Origin of the sequence: Atribacter laminatus, from assembly GCF_015775515.1 — a bacterium.
In the GTDB taxonomy this organism is placed as follows: domain Bacteria; phylum Atribacterota; class Atribacteria; order Atribacterales; family Atribacteraceae; genus Atribacter; species Atribacter laminatus.
In genome coordinates this window covers 616,556-631,761 of sequence record NZ_CP065383.1, presented here as the reverse complement: position 1 = coordinate 631,761, position 15,206 = coordinate 616,556, and the positions used below count along the sequence as shown (strand labels likewise).

Sequence of the window (15,206 nt, the reverse complement as noted above, 5' to 3'; positions counted from 1 at the left end):
AGAACATGAGAACAGATATTCCAATAGTTGAATTGAAAGGTGTGAATAAAACCTTTGGTGGGGTTGTTCAAGCACTAAGCGATGTCAGCATTGGGATTTATAAAAATGAAGTTGTAGGAGTAGTAGGGGAAAATGGTGCAGGAAAATCCACCTTAATGAAAATTCTTGCTGGTGTTTATCCGCCTGATCAAGGTGAATGGTATTATACTGGTACAAAAACAACTTTCCCTAAGAATCCCAAGGAGGCAGCCAAACGTGGGGTTGGAATCGTTTATCAGGAAAAAGGAGTTATTCCAGCTTTAAAGGTTTACCAATATTTATTTCTTGGGCATGAGGATAAATACGTTCACAACACGAAATTAGATATTGAACAAATGAAAACTTTTGCCAAGAAAACTTTAAATGAATTTCATATTGACTGTGATATTGAAACTTTTATGTATGATTTACCTCCTTCCACCCAGAAGATGATCGAGATAGCCAAAGCGATTTTATCCCTTAGATTAGAGCAGGGTGATAATGATGCAGTTTCAGTTATTATTCTCGATGAACCAACTGCACCATTGAATCTTGAAGAACGACAGGAATTGTTTAATTATATTTTAAAGATGAAAAAAACCACTTCTTTTGTATTAGTATCTCACATCATGCATGAAGTGCTAGAATTTACCGATAGGATTTATGTGTTAAGAGATGGAGAATTGGTAGATCACTATAATTTATCAGAGGAAGAGGTTACTGAAAAAGATCTTTTCAAAGCTATTGTTGGAAAAGATTTTATTGAAGACACCGCTGCCCATGAAACCATTGATTACACCAACGAAGAAATTGTTTTATCTGCCAAAGACTTAACTAGGAACGGGAGTTATTATGATATTTCCTTTGATCTTCATAAGGGAGAAGGTATTGGTTTTTTTGGTCCAGCTGGATCTGGAAAGAGTGAAATTATAAAAACCATCGCTGGTATATTAAATTATGATAAGGGAAGCTTAATAGTAGGTGAAAAGAAAGCTGATACTCGAGAGCTCCCCCATGTTCGGTTAATAAAGGGGATTGGGTATTTTTGTGGAGAAACCGAAAAGCAATTATTTTTTAACTGGACAGTGCGAAAAAACATCTCGATAGTGAATATAGAGAAAATATTACAGAAGCGGTTTCCGGTCCTAAATTACAATACAGAAAAGAAAATGGCAGAAAAAATCGTCGACACTTTTAAAATCAAAACCCCAAGCATTGAAACTGATTGTCAATCATTGAGCGGTGGCAACAAACAAAAAATTTCCGTGGGAAAGTGGTTTGAAAGAAGGCCTGATATCCTTTTATTGGAAGATCCAACCATTGGGATCGATGTTGGAGCCAGAAAGGATATCTTCGAAGCACTCTTAGAGTTGAAAAGGAAGGGTGTTTCTATAATTTTGGTAAGTGATGACCCCAAGGAATATACAACATTGTGCAATAAAATTATTACTTTAAAGGGAGGAAGAATTCAGAAAGTGCTTGGGAATCAGGAGTTTAGGGAGGTAATAGCAACATGAACGGTGCACAGAATGGGAAGCAAGCGATACCACCGGCATGGACCCGAATCTTTAAAACTCATCCCTCTATCCCGCTTTTAATTGTTCTCATTGCAGGATTTTCAATAATTTTTCCTAAAAGATTTCTTACACCTATGAACCTCTCATCTATTTTAGGGCAGTTTGTAACAATTATTTTATTTGCTCTTGGCCCTTCTATGGTTGCTACCATAGGCTCATTAGATCTTTCCTACGTTGGTATCTGGATGTTAGGAGGTATGCTCGTTTGGCACTTAACTCCTTCATTAGGAATCTTTGCAATTCTGATTTATCCATTATTGGGCTTCTTAACCGGTCTTATGGTTGGTACAATCCAAGTGAAAGCTAAAGTTCCCTCCTTTATTTTAACTTTGAGCTTATTGGCGGCTTATTCCGGACTTACTTCAATTTTATCAGGTGGATACCCTCGCATGGTTCGGGGTTACGAATTTTTAACCGGAGAATTGATACCCCGTGTTCCTACCGCATTATTCTGGACAATTCCTCTTATTGTAATTGCCATATATTTAATGAGGGGTACAAAAATAGGTACCTATCTTTACGCAATTGGTTCAAATGAAGAAGGCGCTCGATTAGCGGGGATAAATGTAAATAGGTATAAAATTTTAACTTTTGTGATGAGTGGCTTATTTACGGGAATCGGATCTATAATTCAATTTCAACATTTAGGGGGATCAGTACCATTATCTTTAAATATGAATACTATGACTATGCCTCTTGTGGCAATAGTTTTCGGAGGCACGCTGCTAACCGGGGGAAGTGGGGGACCAGATAGAACTATTCTTGGTACATTAGCTTTTGTGGTCCTATATCGAGGTTTATATATATCGCTTATAAACCCAGAAATACTCCAATTGATCGTAGGATTGTTATTGGTACTATCTATCGTAGTGGCTTCTAGAGGATTAAGAGGAGTTTCAATAACGTAAAGTGAAGAGAGGTAAAGAGATGGCGACTTCAACTCTTTCGAGATGGTTCCATGGAAATGTTGGCATGGTAACATCGGTGATTGCTGCAATTGCGATTATTGCCATTTTCCAAATTATTAACCCATTTTTTCTCAGTCCTCAAGGCAGAGTAACCTTAGTTTATGCAATGTCCTATTTTTTAATAGTTGCTTGTGGTTTAACTTTTGTGATAATGATTGGATCATTTGACTTTTCTGTAGTGAGCATGCTAAAACTTGGTGCCATTATTTGTGCTTTGTATATTGATGATTTAGGTCTAATGGTAATTCCTCTAGCTTTATTGGCATGCACAGCAATGGGTTTTATAAATGGATTGTTATTTGCGAAATTCAAGGTACCTTCTTTTTTGGCAACCCTCGGAATGTCAATGGTTATCGAGGGGATAGCTTTGTATCTTTCTCGAGGGTTTCTCCATATTATCAGTAATAGGGCTTTCCGGTCGATTGCAGTTACATTTATAGCTGGATTACCTTCAATTTTCTATTGGGCTTTAGCCATTTGGGGTGTTTGTATATTCATAGCTCTAGCTACACCCTTTGGGAGACAAATTTATGCAATTGGTGGTAACCCTACAGCTGCCTCTCTTTGCGGAATTAATGTTGTGAAGAAGAGGATTTATGTATTTATGCTAAGTGGGTTTTTATCTGGATTAGCGGGGATCTTATATATGGCTCAATTTGGAGGAGGTTCTATTGAGATGGGGGCAGATATGAGTATACCACTTTTTGCCAGCGTTATAGCAGGTGGTACTTCCCTTGCTGGAGGGACGGGAGGACCACAAAGAACAATCCTAGGTGTTATCTTAATTACTTGGACACAAGCTGGGATGTCAATGAATGCAATTGGACACGATATTCAACTAGTTGTTTTTGCCCTTATCGCTATAGGGATGAGTATACTTACTGCAAACAGAAAAACGATGAGCATTGTCAAGTAGATTTAAACACAAGATTGCTATAAAAAAAAGAAGTCTTGAATAGACATTAAACTTTAATAATATCAAAAACTCTATAGCAACATTAAATTTATGTTTTAGATGTTTAATTTTTTTGTTTTCTACATCAGTATATTCATTTTTTTTCTTCAATAAAAAACTCTCTTTGTAAATTATAAAAGTTGTATGAAATATCATCAGTGAGGAGAATTTATATGAAAGCGGCCGTTATGCAAGAAATTGGTAAAATTGTTGTGAAAGAAATTCCCGATCCGGAAGTAGGACAAGATGAAATTTTAATTAAAGTTGATGCATGTGCCATATGTGGATCAGACATAAGAACGTTGTGGTATGGGAGTTCTCATGTTAAGCCTCCTCGAATATTAGGACATGAAGTAGTTGGTACAATTATAAAGATGGGTCCTGAAGTTACTGGTGGTTATCAATTGGGTGACTCGGTGGCAATCACGCCTGCTATTGGATGTGGTGAGTGCCTTTATTGCCGTTCAGGATTTACAAATATGTGTTCCAATTTAGAAACGATAGGATTTGAGTTTAATGGTGGGTTTGCAGAATTAATGAATGTACCTGCCAAAGCCATAAAACAAGGCCATGTAAACAAACTTCCTTCCGGACTATCCTGCGATCAAGCAGTATTAGCTGAACCTTTGGCATGTTGTATAAATGGTCAAGAACCGCTTGGTATTGGGTTAGGACACAAAATTGTCGTTATTGGAGCAGGAACAATTGGGCTATTCCATACTGAATTAGCTTTGTTGAAGGGAGTTTCCCGAGTTTTTCTGGCTGATGTTGTCCCCTCTCGCTTGAGAAATGCTGAGACTTTAGGAAAAAATGTTATTCCAATTGATAGCAGAAATATCGATTTAATGAAAGAAACACAATCTCAAACCAATGGGTATGGTGCAGACGTTGTGATTGTTGCTTGCCCTGTTGGTGAAGCACAAAATCAAGCTCTGAAAATGGTGGCAAAAAAAGGAAGAGTAAGCCTATTTGGCGGCTTGCCGCCAGATAAATCAATCGGTCACTTAGACAGTAATTTAATTCACTATAAAGAAATTGGTGTCTTTGGGGCGCATGCATCAACTGCATCCCAAAACCGTCTTGCTTTAGAATTAATAGCTAATAAAAGAGTTGATGCCAGTCGTTATATAACTCATACTTTTCACCTTGATCAGATCATGGAAGGGATGAATGTGGCAAAAGAAGGGAAAGCCATTAAGGTGGTTATAAAACCCTAAAAATACTATTTATATAACACATTCAGCGAGGAGGTCGATTTTTTTTTGGAAAGGAATTTTGTAATGGCCATTGATCAGGGAACGACTGGAACTAAAGTCATTTTGGTTGATCATGATGGAATGGTTGTTTCCAGCGCCTATCGTGAAATAAATCAAATCTTTCCAGAGCCAGGTTGGGTTGAACATAATCCAAAGGAATATTTGGATACAACCATAATCTGTGCGAAAGAAGCCATGAAAAAAGGAGGGATTCAGGCTTCACAGATTGCAGGGATAGGTATTACCGATCAGCGTGAGACTACAATAATATGGGACAAGAAAACCGGGGAACCAGTCTATAATGCCATTGTTTGGCAGTGCCGTCGGACGGCGTCCATTTGTGAAGACCTTAAAAAAAAGGGTCTAGAAAAAAAAATTCGTCAGAAAACCGGTCTAACCATAGATGCTTATTTTTCCGCCTCCAAGATTAAGTGGATTATAGAAAATGTTCCAGGCGTAAAGGTAAGAACGATGAGTGGAGAGCTGATAATGGGGAATATTGATTCCTGGCTAATGTGGAATCTCAGTGGCGGACGAATGCATGTGACCGATTATTCAAATGCTTCTCGAACTATGCTTTTTAATGTTCAAAAACTAAACTGGGATCAAGAATTATTAGACATCATGGAAATTCCTCGGGAAATTTTTCCTGAACCAAAACCATCCAGTGGCGTTATGGCGATTACGAATAAGAGCATTTTTGACGGAGTTGAAATACCCATAGCTGGGGTTGCTGGGGATCAACATGCTGCTCTTTTTGGTCAAACTTGTTTTAAACCAGGGATGGCTAAAAATACTTATGGAACCGCGTTAGCTTTGATGATGAACATTGGTGAGAAGTTTATTTTAATGGAACATGGGCTAACAACCGATTTAGCTTGGGGGATTGATGGAAAAATTGAATATTCCTTTGAGGGATTAGTTTTTAATGGGGGTGGAGCGGTTCAGTGGCTCCGGGATGGACTCAAAATTATTGAGAATGCGGCACAAACTGAAGCTATGGCTCAATCAATTCCAAATACTGGGGGCATATATCTCGTTCCAGCTTTTACCGGACTTTGTGCTCCCTATTGGGATATGTATGCTCGGGGTCTTATTATCGGGATAACCCGAGGAACGACACGTGAACAAGTAGTTCGAGCTACCTTAGAATCGATGGCATATCAAACGCGAGATGTGTTAGAAGCTATGGTCACTGATTTAAAAAAACCCTTGGATTCTCTCCGGGTCGATGGGGGCGCCGTAAAAAATAATTTCTTAATGCAATTCCAAGCAGATATTTTGGGAGTTCCAGTAATTAGGCCAGTAATCACCGAAATGGCAGCCTTAGGAGCAGCTTATCTTGCCGGACTCGGAGTTGGTTTTTGGAAAAATAGGGAAGAAATTTCAGCTATGTGGAAGGTGGATAGAGTTTTTGATCCAGAAATGGATGTAAGTCAGAGAGAAGAACTTTATCGTGGATGGAAGAAAGCGGTAGAGAGGTCTCTGCGTTGGGCTGAATAACCACATAAATAATTATAATTATTTATGTGGTTAAGAATTTTAATTCATCAGTATTTTGATAGTAGAAAAGACATCATTTTCAAATTTTCAATGAGTATTTTCAAAATGATGTCTTTTTTTCATGAATAATATTTTTGTTGGCCAAAAATGTAGCATTGAAATAAGATATTTCTTTTCCACTATCAATGGACAAGGATGTTCTTACCGTATTTATGTTAAAATTCAAAAAAGATGAAAAGTTCATAGTAATTCTAAAGATCAGAAAATGTTACACGTTTATAATTGGAGTGATGTAATAAGTAAATATTTCTGTAATCTTTGATTCATGAAAAAAATTTTATAAATGAAGAATTAGGAGTGATGTATGGTGACAAGGGAGGAAAGAGTTCTAAGGACTATTCGTCATGATTCTATTGATTATCTTCCAAGTAACATTTATTTTGCTTCTCATGAAAAGAAACTATCCCTCATGGAAACCTTTCAATTTCCGTCTCTTGATGAATTTGATGATTTTTTAGAAAATCACCTTTATCTCACTTCACCAATGGATGATACTTTCCGTTTTCGTGGAGATCACGAATTTTTAAAGAACGCTGAAAAGACGGTTTTTGCTAAAGTTGATTGGGGAAACGGTATTCTCTATGATCGATGGGGAATAGGCTATGATATTAATACTGATGGGATATGTATTCGTCACCATCCCTTGAGAGGGAAAAGCAACCTTGAGATCGAAAATTACCAAGCTCCCAACCTCAACGAACCCGGAAATTTGGCGTTAATTGAACAAGATATTAAAAAATATTCCGGAGATTATCTGGTGGTTTTGGTTGGATATTTTGGAATATTTGAACGAGCCTGGGGTCTCCTGGGGTATGAAGAATTTATGATGAATATGCTTTTAGAACCTAAACTAATGGAAGGGTTTTTAGATAAAATCACTCAATATAAAATTGATTATGCCAAACTAACTGTAAAATTGGGATGCAAGATTGGTCATACTGGGGATGACTTTGGTTCGCAAAAAGGATTGATGTTTTCAAAAGATCTTTGGGTAAAATTTTTTAAACCCCGTTTAGCGCAGGTATGGAAGGTTTATAAAGATGCCGGATTGCCGGTCATGCATCATACTTGTGGAAATGTAACAGAAATAATTGGGGACATGATTGATATAGGATTAGATGTTTTGGAGCCGGTGCAAAAAGTTATGGATTTTTCGTACCTAAAAAAAGAATTTGGAAAATATTTAACCTTTTGGGGTGGCATTGGAACTCAAGACATACTTCCCTTCGGATCTCCTCAAGATGTGAAAAAAATGGCGGGAAAGGTAATTGAAACCCTTGGAAAAGGAGGAGGAATGATTATTGCTCCTGACCAAGAAATTATGGCAGATGTTCCTCCAGAAAATGTAGTTGCTTTGGTTGAAACCATTAAGGAGAAACGAGTGAGCGTATTATAAATTTTATTGTTATATAAGCAAATAACTCAATATTTTAAAAGACCCGATAGGGGAGGTAGCTCATGGTTGAAAATGAAAATAACAAAGATTCATCATTTGAAGCCGTCGAGAGGTTCTCAGAAGCTGGGCAAAAAGGAACAATAAAAAAAGAGTCAGTTAGTCGAAAAGTATTAGTTGAAATGTTTAGAATTAGAGAGATCGGCGTTTTAATGGCTCTTATTTTGCTCCTCATTCTTTTCTCGCTAACATCTCCAGTTTTTTTTAGTGTTAATAATTTATTAAACGTTGTTCGTCAGGTGTCTCTTTTAGGGATTATTGCCATGGGCATGACTATGGTAATCGTTTCTGGTGAGATAGATCTTTCAGTAGGAGCTGTGTATGGTTTGGCAGCAGTTGTTGCGGGCATGCTGATGACCAATGGAGTTTCTATCATAATTTCAATTATTTTTGCACTTTTAGCTGGCATGGGATTTGGTTTAATAAATGGTATACTTGTAACTTATGCAAGGATTCCAGCTTTAATTGTTACTTTAGGCACGCTTAATGTGGCCCGAGGTGCTGCACTTATTGCCAGCAAAGCTCAAGTTATTTCAACCAGTCACCGTACTGTTGCCGATCCAGCTATAAATACTTTCCTATTTATTGGACAGGGAAAGCTCTTTGAAATCATCCCCATGATGAGTATTTTTTTAGTTATCACCGCAATAGCTTCTTATTTTATATTTAATAAAACCATCATGGGTTTTTATATGCGCGCAGTAGGGGGGAATAAAATGGCAGCACGAGCATCAGGTATCAACGTAATGATGATTAAAGTTGCTGCTTTTGTTATTACAGGATTTTTCTGTGCATTAGCGGGAATATTGAACCTTTCTTTTCTAGCCAACGTTCAGGGTACAGTTGGTTATGGGTTGGAGCTGGATGTAATTGCTGCGGTAATTATTGGTGGAACCAGTATGTCTGGAGGAGAAGGGACAATTTTAGGAACGACTATTGGAGTGCTTATCATGGGAGTTCTCCGGAATGGACTTATATTGTTAGGAGTTTCTCCGTTCTGGCAAATTTTGATTATTGGTTTGGTCATCATTGGAGCTGTAGGATTAGATACCTGGACTTCTAAGCAAAAAATATCATAAGGAATTTTCCAAAAAAATAAGCCTGAAACAGTAATCAGAAAGGGAGGTAAAGTTTTTGGAAGAACTAGTGATTTTTAAAAATATCACTAAAAAGTATCCAGGTGTAGTTGCTCTTGATGAGGTAAATTTTTCTATTCAGAAAGGTGAAATTCATGCTATTGTTGGAGAAAATGGAGCTGGAAAATCAACATTAATGCATATTCTAGGTGGAGAAATTCAACCTGATGGTGGAGAGATTATTTATAAAGGGAAACCAGTTGTTATTGCTGATCCTCATGCCGCACGTTTGTTGGGAATAAGTATAGTCTATCAAGAATTAAAACTGTGTCCCAACCTTTCGGTAGTTGAAAATATTAATTTAGGAAGAGAAAAGAGAATCAATCGCAAAGAAATGTGTCAGGAATGTAGTTTGGTTTTGCAATCTTTGGGGGCTAAAATCAATCCTCGCATTTTGGTAAAAAACCTTTCGATTGCTGAACAGCAGATGGTTGAAATTGCTAAGGCAATTAGCTTTCAATCAGAAGTGCTAATACTCGACGAGCCAAATTCGGCGCTCACATTAAATGAAACCGAAAACCTTTTTCGTAACCTATTAAAATTAAAGGAAAAGGGTGTCACTATAATTTTTATTTCCCACAGACTAGAGGAAGTATTTAAAATTTCTGATCGAATTTCGGTTTTAAGAGATGGAAAATATTTAGCAACCTATCCAACTAATGAGATAAACATTGATCAAATTGTTACTTTGATTGCTGGTAAAAAACTAGTAAACGAACTTTCTCAAAAAACCATTAAAAATTTAGAAAAAAATCGTTCGGTACTTGAGGTTAAAAATTTAAGCCGAGGAAAATATTTTAAAAATGTTTCATTTCAATTATTTGAAAAAGAAATATTGGGTATTTATGGTCTTCAAGGTTCTGGTAGAACTGAATTATTAGAAAGTATTTTTGGAACTGCCAAATTGGATCAGGGTGAGATTTTTCTTTTTGGAAGAAAGATAAATATTACCAATCCTAAGCAGGCAATAAAGAATGGACTCGCCATGGTCCCAGAAGATCGGAGAAAAACTGGGTTATTTTCAAATATGGATGTTAAAGATAATATCAATATGTCAAATCCAAAGGAAGTAGCTCCAATTGGGTTTATCAATAAAAGGAAAGTTTTTGAAATTGCAAAAAAACTGGTTCAGAGCCTTAGCATTAAGGTAGGAAGCGTTTCTCAGATGGTAAAAAATTTAAGTGGGGGCAACCAACAAAAAGTTATTATATCGCGTTGGTTAGCTACTCAACCTAAAATATTTTTAGTAGATGAACTCACTCGGGGTATAGATGTTGGAGCAAAGGCTGAAATTTATAGGATTTTACAACGATTACGAGATGAAGGATTATCAATTCTTTTGGTTTCTTCTGAATTGCAAGAAGTATTAGCTGAGTGTGATCGGATATTAGTTATGAGGAATGGGGTGTTAGTAGCGAATTTGTTTGGTGATCAAGTAGATAAGGGAACAGTATTAAAGTATGCTTTAAAGGGATGAAAGATTGGCAAAATAAAAAAAGGATTGAATCTTGGGGAGGAAAAAAATGGAGAAATTTAAAATTGGTGTTGGATTATGGTGTGTCAGTTTTGCTGCTGATCGATTCTTGTCCAGTGGGTATCGGCCGATGCATTCATTGGAAGAACAAATAAAAATTGTTGCACGGATACCAGGGGCAGAATCGATCGATCTTCATACCTCAGATCTGAATGGTATCGCCATTAAAGATGCAGCGAAAATGGCTAAGGACAATGGTTTAATAATTAATGCGGTGAATGCCAATATTTTTGGGGATCCGGTTTATAAATATGGTGCATTTACGAATACTGAAGAAAAAATTCGAAGACAGGCTATTGACCTTTCCAAAAAGAGCATTGATATGGCCAGGGAATTGGGTGCAAAAATTTCATCTCTATGGCCTGGTCAAGACGGTTTTGATTACTATTTTCAAAATGATTATTACTCCCAATGGGACAATACCATTTCTGCTATGAAAGAAATAAGTGCATATGCTCCGGATATACAAATTGGTTATGAGTACAAACCAAAAGAACCTCGCATGTTTTCTTTGATAAATAATGCCGGGAAAGCAGTTTATCTTGCCAATGAAGTCAATGCATCAAATTTTGGCGTTACTCTCGATTATGGACATGCCCTATTCGCCCACGAAAATGCTGCAGAATCATTATGCTTAATAAATCGAGCTGGCAAGCTATTTAATGTTCATTTCAATGATGCTTATGGAACCTGGGATGACGATTTAATTGCTGGATCAGTAAATATCTGGAGTAACCTAGAATTTTTCTGGTATTTGAAGCAAACCGATTATCAAGGATATGTAACCCTCGATATGTTCCCTTACCGGGAGGATCCTTTTGAAGCTTGCAGCCTTGCAGTTAGAATGATTCAGAGTTTGGAGGAAATTGTTGACCAACTTGATAGTCAGAAAATTAGAAAATATCAGAAAAAAAGTGATGCTGTTGCTGCATTGGAACATTTGAGAAAAGTTGTTTTGGAAAAAAAATAAAGGGTTTTTTCACTTAAATAATATATACTTGGAAAAGAAAGGAGGGCTTGAATTCTGTATTCTTTTAAAATAACTTATCATTTGGAGGGGCATCATGAAAAAACAAACATTAATGCTAGTTTTAGCCATACTAGTTGTAGCTGTATTTTTTTCTGGGATAGCAAATGCAGCGGTAGATAAGGATCCAAAAGATATTGAAATTCCTTGCATATATCTTGACGTATCTATCAACTTTGCTCAAGCGCTTAAAGCTGGAATTGATGCAGCTGCCAAGGAGTTTGGAGTTAATGCTTTTATTGATGGTCCGGTCAATTGGAATATTGATCAACAAGTATCAATAATTGAAAATTACATTACCAAAAAAGTTGATGGCTTAGCAATAGCTCCTCTTAGCTCAGAAGTCATTGACCCAATTATTGCAAAGGCATTAGAAGCAGGAATTCCGGTTGTAACCTTTAATACAGATTCTGAAACGTCCAAAAGGATTGCTTTTTATGGGCAGGATACTGTTGAATCTGGTCGGGTGCAGGCAAAATTTTTAGCCGAATATTTGGGTGGAAAAGGCAAAGTTCTTATTACTAGCTGTGATGCAGCTGCTCCGTGGTCCCAGAACCGAGAAAAAGGCGTAAGAGAAAAAATGGCCGAGTATCCCGATATTGAAGTAATTGGTATTCTTAATGCTAAAGGGGACGAGCAAACTACATATGCTGCAATCGAAAATGCTATTGTTGCCAATCCTGACCTGGCAGGAATTGCCAGCCTTGATGCAGTGACAACTCCGGCGGTTGGTCGAGCAATAATTCGATACAACCTCATCGGAAAAGTGAAACAAGTGGGCCATGATTTAATGCCAGAAACGCTTGATAATATTAAAGCTGGTGCTACCAACGCTTCTTTAAGCCAAAATCCATTTATGCAAGGATACCAACCAGTAAAAGCACTTTTTGAACACTTGACCAAGGATGTTCCTTTGGAAAGCTTGGATACAGGTATTTTAAAGGTAGATGAAACCAACGTTGATGAATTTCTTAAAAGATTAGAAGAAGGAGATCCAACTGTTGGATAAAACCAGAAAAATTAGATAAGGTGGCTGTTAAGTTTGCCAACCTCTATTATGCAAGAATAAAAGTAGAGGTTGGCAAACTACAACTAAAAGTAGTGTTGAGTAGATAAAGATAAAATAATGTTATCTTGTTTTTATTCTTTAATTATTTAAATTTTTAGGATTCCATCAATCCGTCTTTTTATAAAAATTAGTAAAATTAGGTTATTCAACCATTATGTACTTAATTGTAGCAAATCTATGTCTGTAATTTTAATCATTTCTTTTGTGCGCAATGTCCCTTATTAAGGTTTATCCTATAAATAAAGACTTATAAATTAAAAATATTCTTCAAAAAAGCATTTTCATGAAAAAATTTATATATTGCGGTATTTTTTAGGAGGTGAATTATGGCTTATCAAGGCGAGGTTATTATTAGGAAAGAAATGTTTCACTATAAAGAGATGGAATTAATGAAAAGGGAAGCCTTAAAAGCCTCCCTTTTCATTTTTGATAGTGGAATCCATGCCATAAAATTGGAAAATGAATTGGGATATATAACTGTTTTACCTTATAAAGGGCAGCAAATCTGGGATGCAGTTTTTTATGGTAGAAGCATTAAAATGCTATCAAAATTTGATGAACCAAAAAATGTTGAATCAATAGCCAATACCTATGGATGTTTTATGTACCATTGTGGAGCCTTAAGAACCGGAAATCCAGGAAAAGAAGACACCCATCCACTTCACGGTGAGCTCCCTTACGCAAATTTTGACCATCCCCGGTTACTTTTTGGTGAAGACGAAAAGGGATTTTATTTAGCAATTACTGGAGAATTCCAATACAATGATGCCTTTACCTCAAGCTACTATCGAGCCTATCCAGTAGTTAAGATTCACAGTCAATCATCCCTATTGGATATTGATATTCAAATCGAAAATCTTTCTGATTATCCAATGGAACATATGTATATGACCCATATCAATTTTCGACCTATCGATTACGGAAAAATGATACAACCGGTTCCATGGAATACAGAATTTATTAAACTTCGAGAAAGTATCCCAGCTCATTCGAAGGATATTCCTATGAGTAAGGAGTATATTCAGTTTGTGAATACTATTAAAACTAATCCTGAACGCATGCAAACCATACTTCCTGAAGATCCTTATTTTCCAGAATTGGTTATTTATCTTAAATCTCCCAAAACCGATGATCGGGGATGGACACATTTTTTACAAGTTCATCCTAATGGTTCAGGAGATTATGTTTCCTACCGACCGGATCAACTTGACCATGCAACCCGTTGGATTATACGGAACCGGGATCGAGAAGCCTATGGGTTTTTATTGCCGGGGACTTGTGATCCAGAAGGATACACTCATGAAAAAGCAGCTGGTAACGTGAGAATTATTCCTGAGAAAAGTTCGGTAAAGTACCATATCATTGCTGGGGCGCTTGATCCAAATCGAACCAAAGAAATGCAGGATAAGATAGAAAAATTATAAGGGAATAAAAATTGCCATCAAATAATTACTTATATTTATTTTTTATGTTTTGTTCATTCAGTATGGGGAAAACGATATTAACATAATAATTAAAAGAATTTGATCATTGTAATGCGTTATATTTAAAAAGTAAACTTAATGTTGATTTTCCAAAATAAAAACTTTCAATAATTTAGTCAAAGATGCAGTAATAAGAAATTTTATAATTAATGATACTTTTTAATTAAAGCGAAATTCATTGACATAGAAAAGGGAGATTTTTAAACTTAAAATAGAAAAACTGATTATGAATGAAGAAAGGATGATTAAAATGCACTATGGTGTTTTTGGTTTGTTGTTTTTTTCAAAATTCACACGTGAAAGAATATCGGTACTGGAAAAAGTTAAAAAACTTGGTTACGAAGGAATTGAAATTTCTTTAAGCGAAGATTATTTATCTTCTAATTTATCCAATGAAATTGCCAAAGAAGCAAAGAAATTGGATATTAAGTGTTTATGTTCTACGTCACTGGATGAAAAAACTGATATTACATCAAATGATAATGCTATTAGGGAAAACGGAATTACTTTTCTCAAAAAGTGTATAGAAGAAGCCGCAAAACTAGGTAGTGATGTAATCGGGGGAGTTGTATATGCACCTTGGGGCTTAAGCAATAAAAAAGGGAGAACTCGAGAAGAATGGGAAATTTGCAAGGATAGCTTGTTCAAAGTTGCAGAATTTGCGAAAGATTATAAGGTGTTCCTTGCTCTTGAACCCGTCAACCGTTTTGAATCCCATTTTCTCAACACCGCCGAAGAAGCAAAAGCTCTTATAAATGAAATTAACCATCCTCAATTGAAAATTCATTTAGATACCTTCCAAATGAATGTTGAAGAAAATCATTTATATGATGCCATCAAAACTGCTGGTGATTTACTTTTCCACTTTCATTGTTGTGCAAGCAATAGAGGAATTCCTGGTAATGGTCACGTCGAGTGGGACGAGGTTTTTCAAGGTTTAAAAGAAATTGGTTACAAAAGGTGGTTAGTTGTTGAATCGTTTACGCCCGATATTATGAAGGAAGATTTTGGTCGTCAGGTTGCGATCTGGAGAGAAATTGCTGAACCTGAGGATATTGCGAAAAAGGGTTTGGATTTTTTGAAAAGCGTAGAGAAGAAAATTTTTGTTTAGAAAAGAGGTGATGATAATAGATAAAATAAAACTCTGTTCAAATGAATAGGATTTA

General features: G+C 36.3%; 12 protein-coding genes. All 12 read left to right on the top strand.

Annotated features, from left to right (window positions below; translation table 11 throughout):
* The first annotated feature begins 5 nt into the window (after positions 1-5).
* The 12 genes from RT761_RS03050 to RT761_RS02995 all read left to right on the top strand — a co-directional run bounded on the left by RT761_RS03050 (position 6) and on the right by RT761_RS02995 (position 15,151).
* Positions 6-1,535 carry a sugar ABC transporter ATP-binding protein gene (locus tag RT761_RS03050; protein ID WP_218112614.1) on the top strand — a complete coding sequence of 510 codons (1,530 nt, stop codon included), beginning with the start codon at positions 6-8 and terminating at the stop codon, positions 1,533-1,535.
* Entirely contained in the window at positions 1,532-2,503 is a 972-nt protein-coding gene (locus RT761_RS03045) for an ABC transporter permease (RefSeq protein ID WP_218112613.1), read from the top strand. Before RT761_RS03050 ends, RT761_RS03045 begins: the two co-directional genes overlap by 4 nt.
* A gap of 19 nt (positions 2,504-2,522) precedes the next feature.
* Positions 2,523-3,479 (top strand): ABC transporter permease, encoded by a 957-nt coding sequence (locus tag RT761_RS03040; protein ID WP_218112612.1) that lies wholly within the window; start codon positions 2,523-2,525, stop codon positions 3,477-3,479.
* Between the two features lie 212 nt (positions 3,480-3,691).
* A complete protein-coding gene (locus tag RT761_RS03035) occupies positions 3,692-4,735 on the top strand; it encodes a zinc-dependent dehydrogenase (RefSeq protein ID WP_218112611.1) in 1,044 nt (347 codons plus the stop codon).
* A 45-nt stretch (positions 4,736-4,780) separates the two neighbouring features.
* Positions 4,781-6,277, top strand: a complete 1,497-nt coding sequence (gene glpK, locus RT761_RS03030; protein WP_246465223.1) for a glycerol kinase GlpK — start codon at positions 4,781-4,783, stop codon at positions 6,275-6,277.
* Positions 6,278-6,641: 364 nt separating this feature from the next.
* Positions 6,642-7,733: a uroporphyrinogen decarboxylase family protein gene (locus RT761_RS03025; protein ID WP_218112610.1), complete on the top strand. Its 1,092-nt coding sequence runs from the start codon at positions 6,642-6,644 to the stop codon at positions 7,731-7,733.
* 62 nt (positions 7,734-7,795) lie between these two features.
* On the top strand, positions 7,796-8,869 hold the full coding sequence (locus RT761_RS03020; RefSeq protein ID WP_218112609.1) for an ABC transporter permease: 1,074 nt from the start codon (positions 7,796-7,798) through the stop codon (positions 8,867-8,869).
* Between the two features lie 55 nt (positions 8,870-8,924).
* The gene (locus RT761_RS03015) at positions 8,925-10,403 is read left to right on the top strand and encodes a sugar ABC transporter ATP-binding protein (protein WP_218112608.1); all 1,479 of its coding nucleotides are present in this window, start codon (positions 8,925-8,927) and stop codon (positions 10,401-10,403) included.
* A gap of 46 nt (positions 10,404-10,449) precedes the next feature.
* Entirely contained in the window at positions 10,450-11,430 is a 981-nt protein-coding gene (locus tag RT761_RS03010; protein ID WP_218112607.1) for a sugar phosphate isomerase/epimerase family protein, read from the top strand.
* Positions 11,431-11,524: 94 nt separating this feature from the next.
* A complete protein-coding gene (locus tag RT761_RS03005; protein WP_218112606.1) occupies positions 11,525-12,496 on the top strand; it encodes a sugar ABC transporter substrate-binding protein in 972 nt (323 codons plus the stop codon).
* A 386-nt stretch (positions 12,497-12,882) separates the two neighbouring features.
* Positions 12,883-13,980 (top strand): DUF4432 family protein, encoded by a 1,098-nt coding sequence (locus RT761_RS03000; RefSeq protein ID WP_218112605.1) that lies wholly within the window; start codon positions 12,883-12,885, stop codon positions 13,978-13,980.
* Between the two features lie 310 nt (positions 13,981-14,290).
* Entirely contained in the window at positions 14,291-15,151 is an 861-nt protein-coding gene (locus RT761_RS02995; RefSeq protein ID WP_218112604.1) for a sugar phosphate isomerase/epimerase family protein, read from the top strand.
* Positions 15,152-15,206 lie beyond the last annotated feature (55 nt).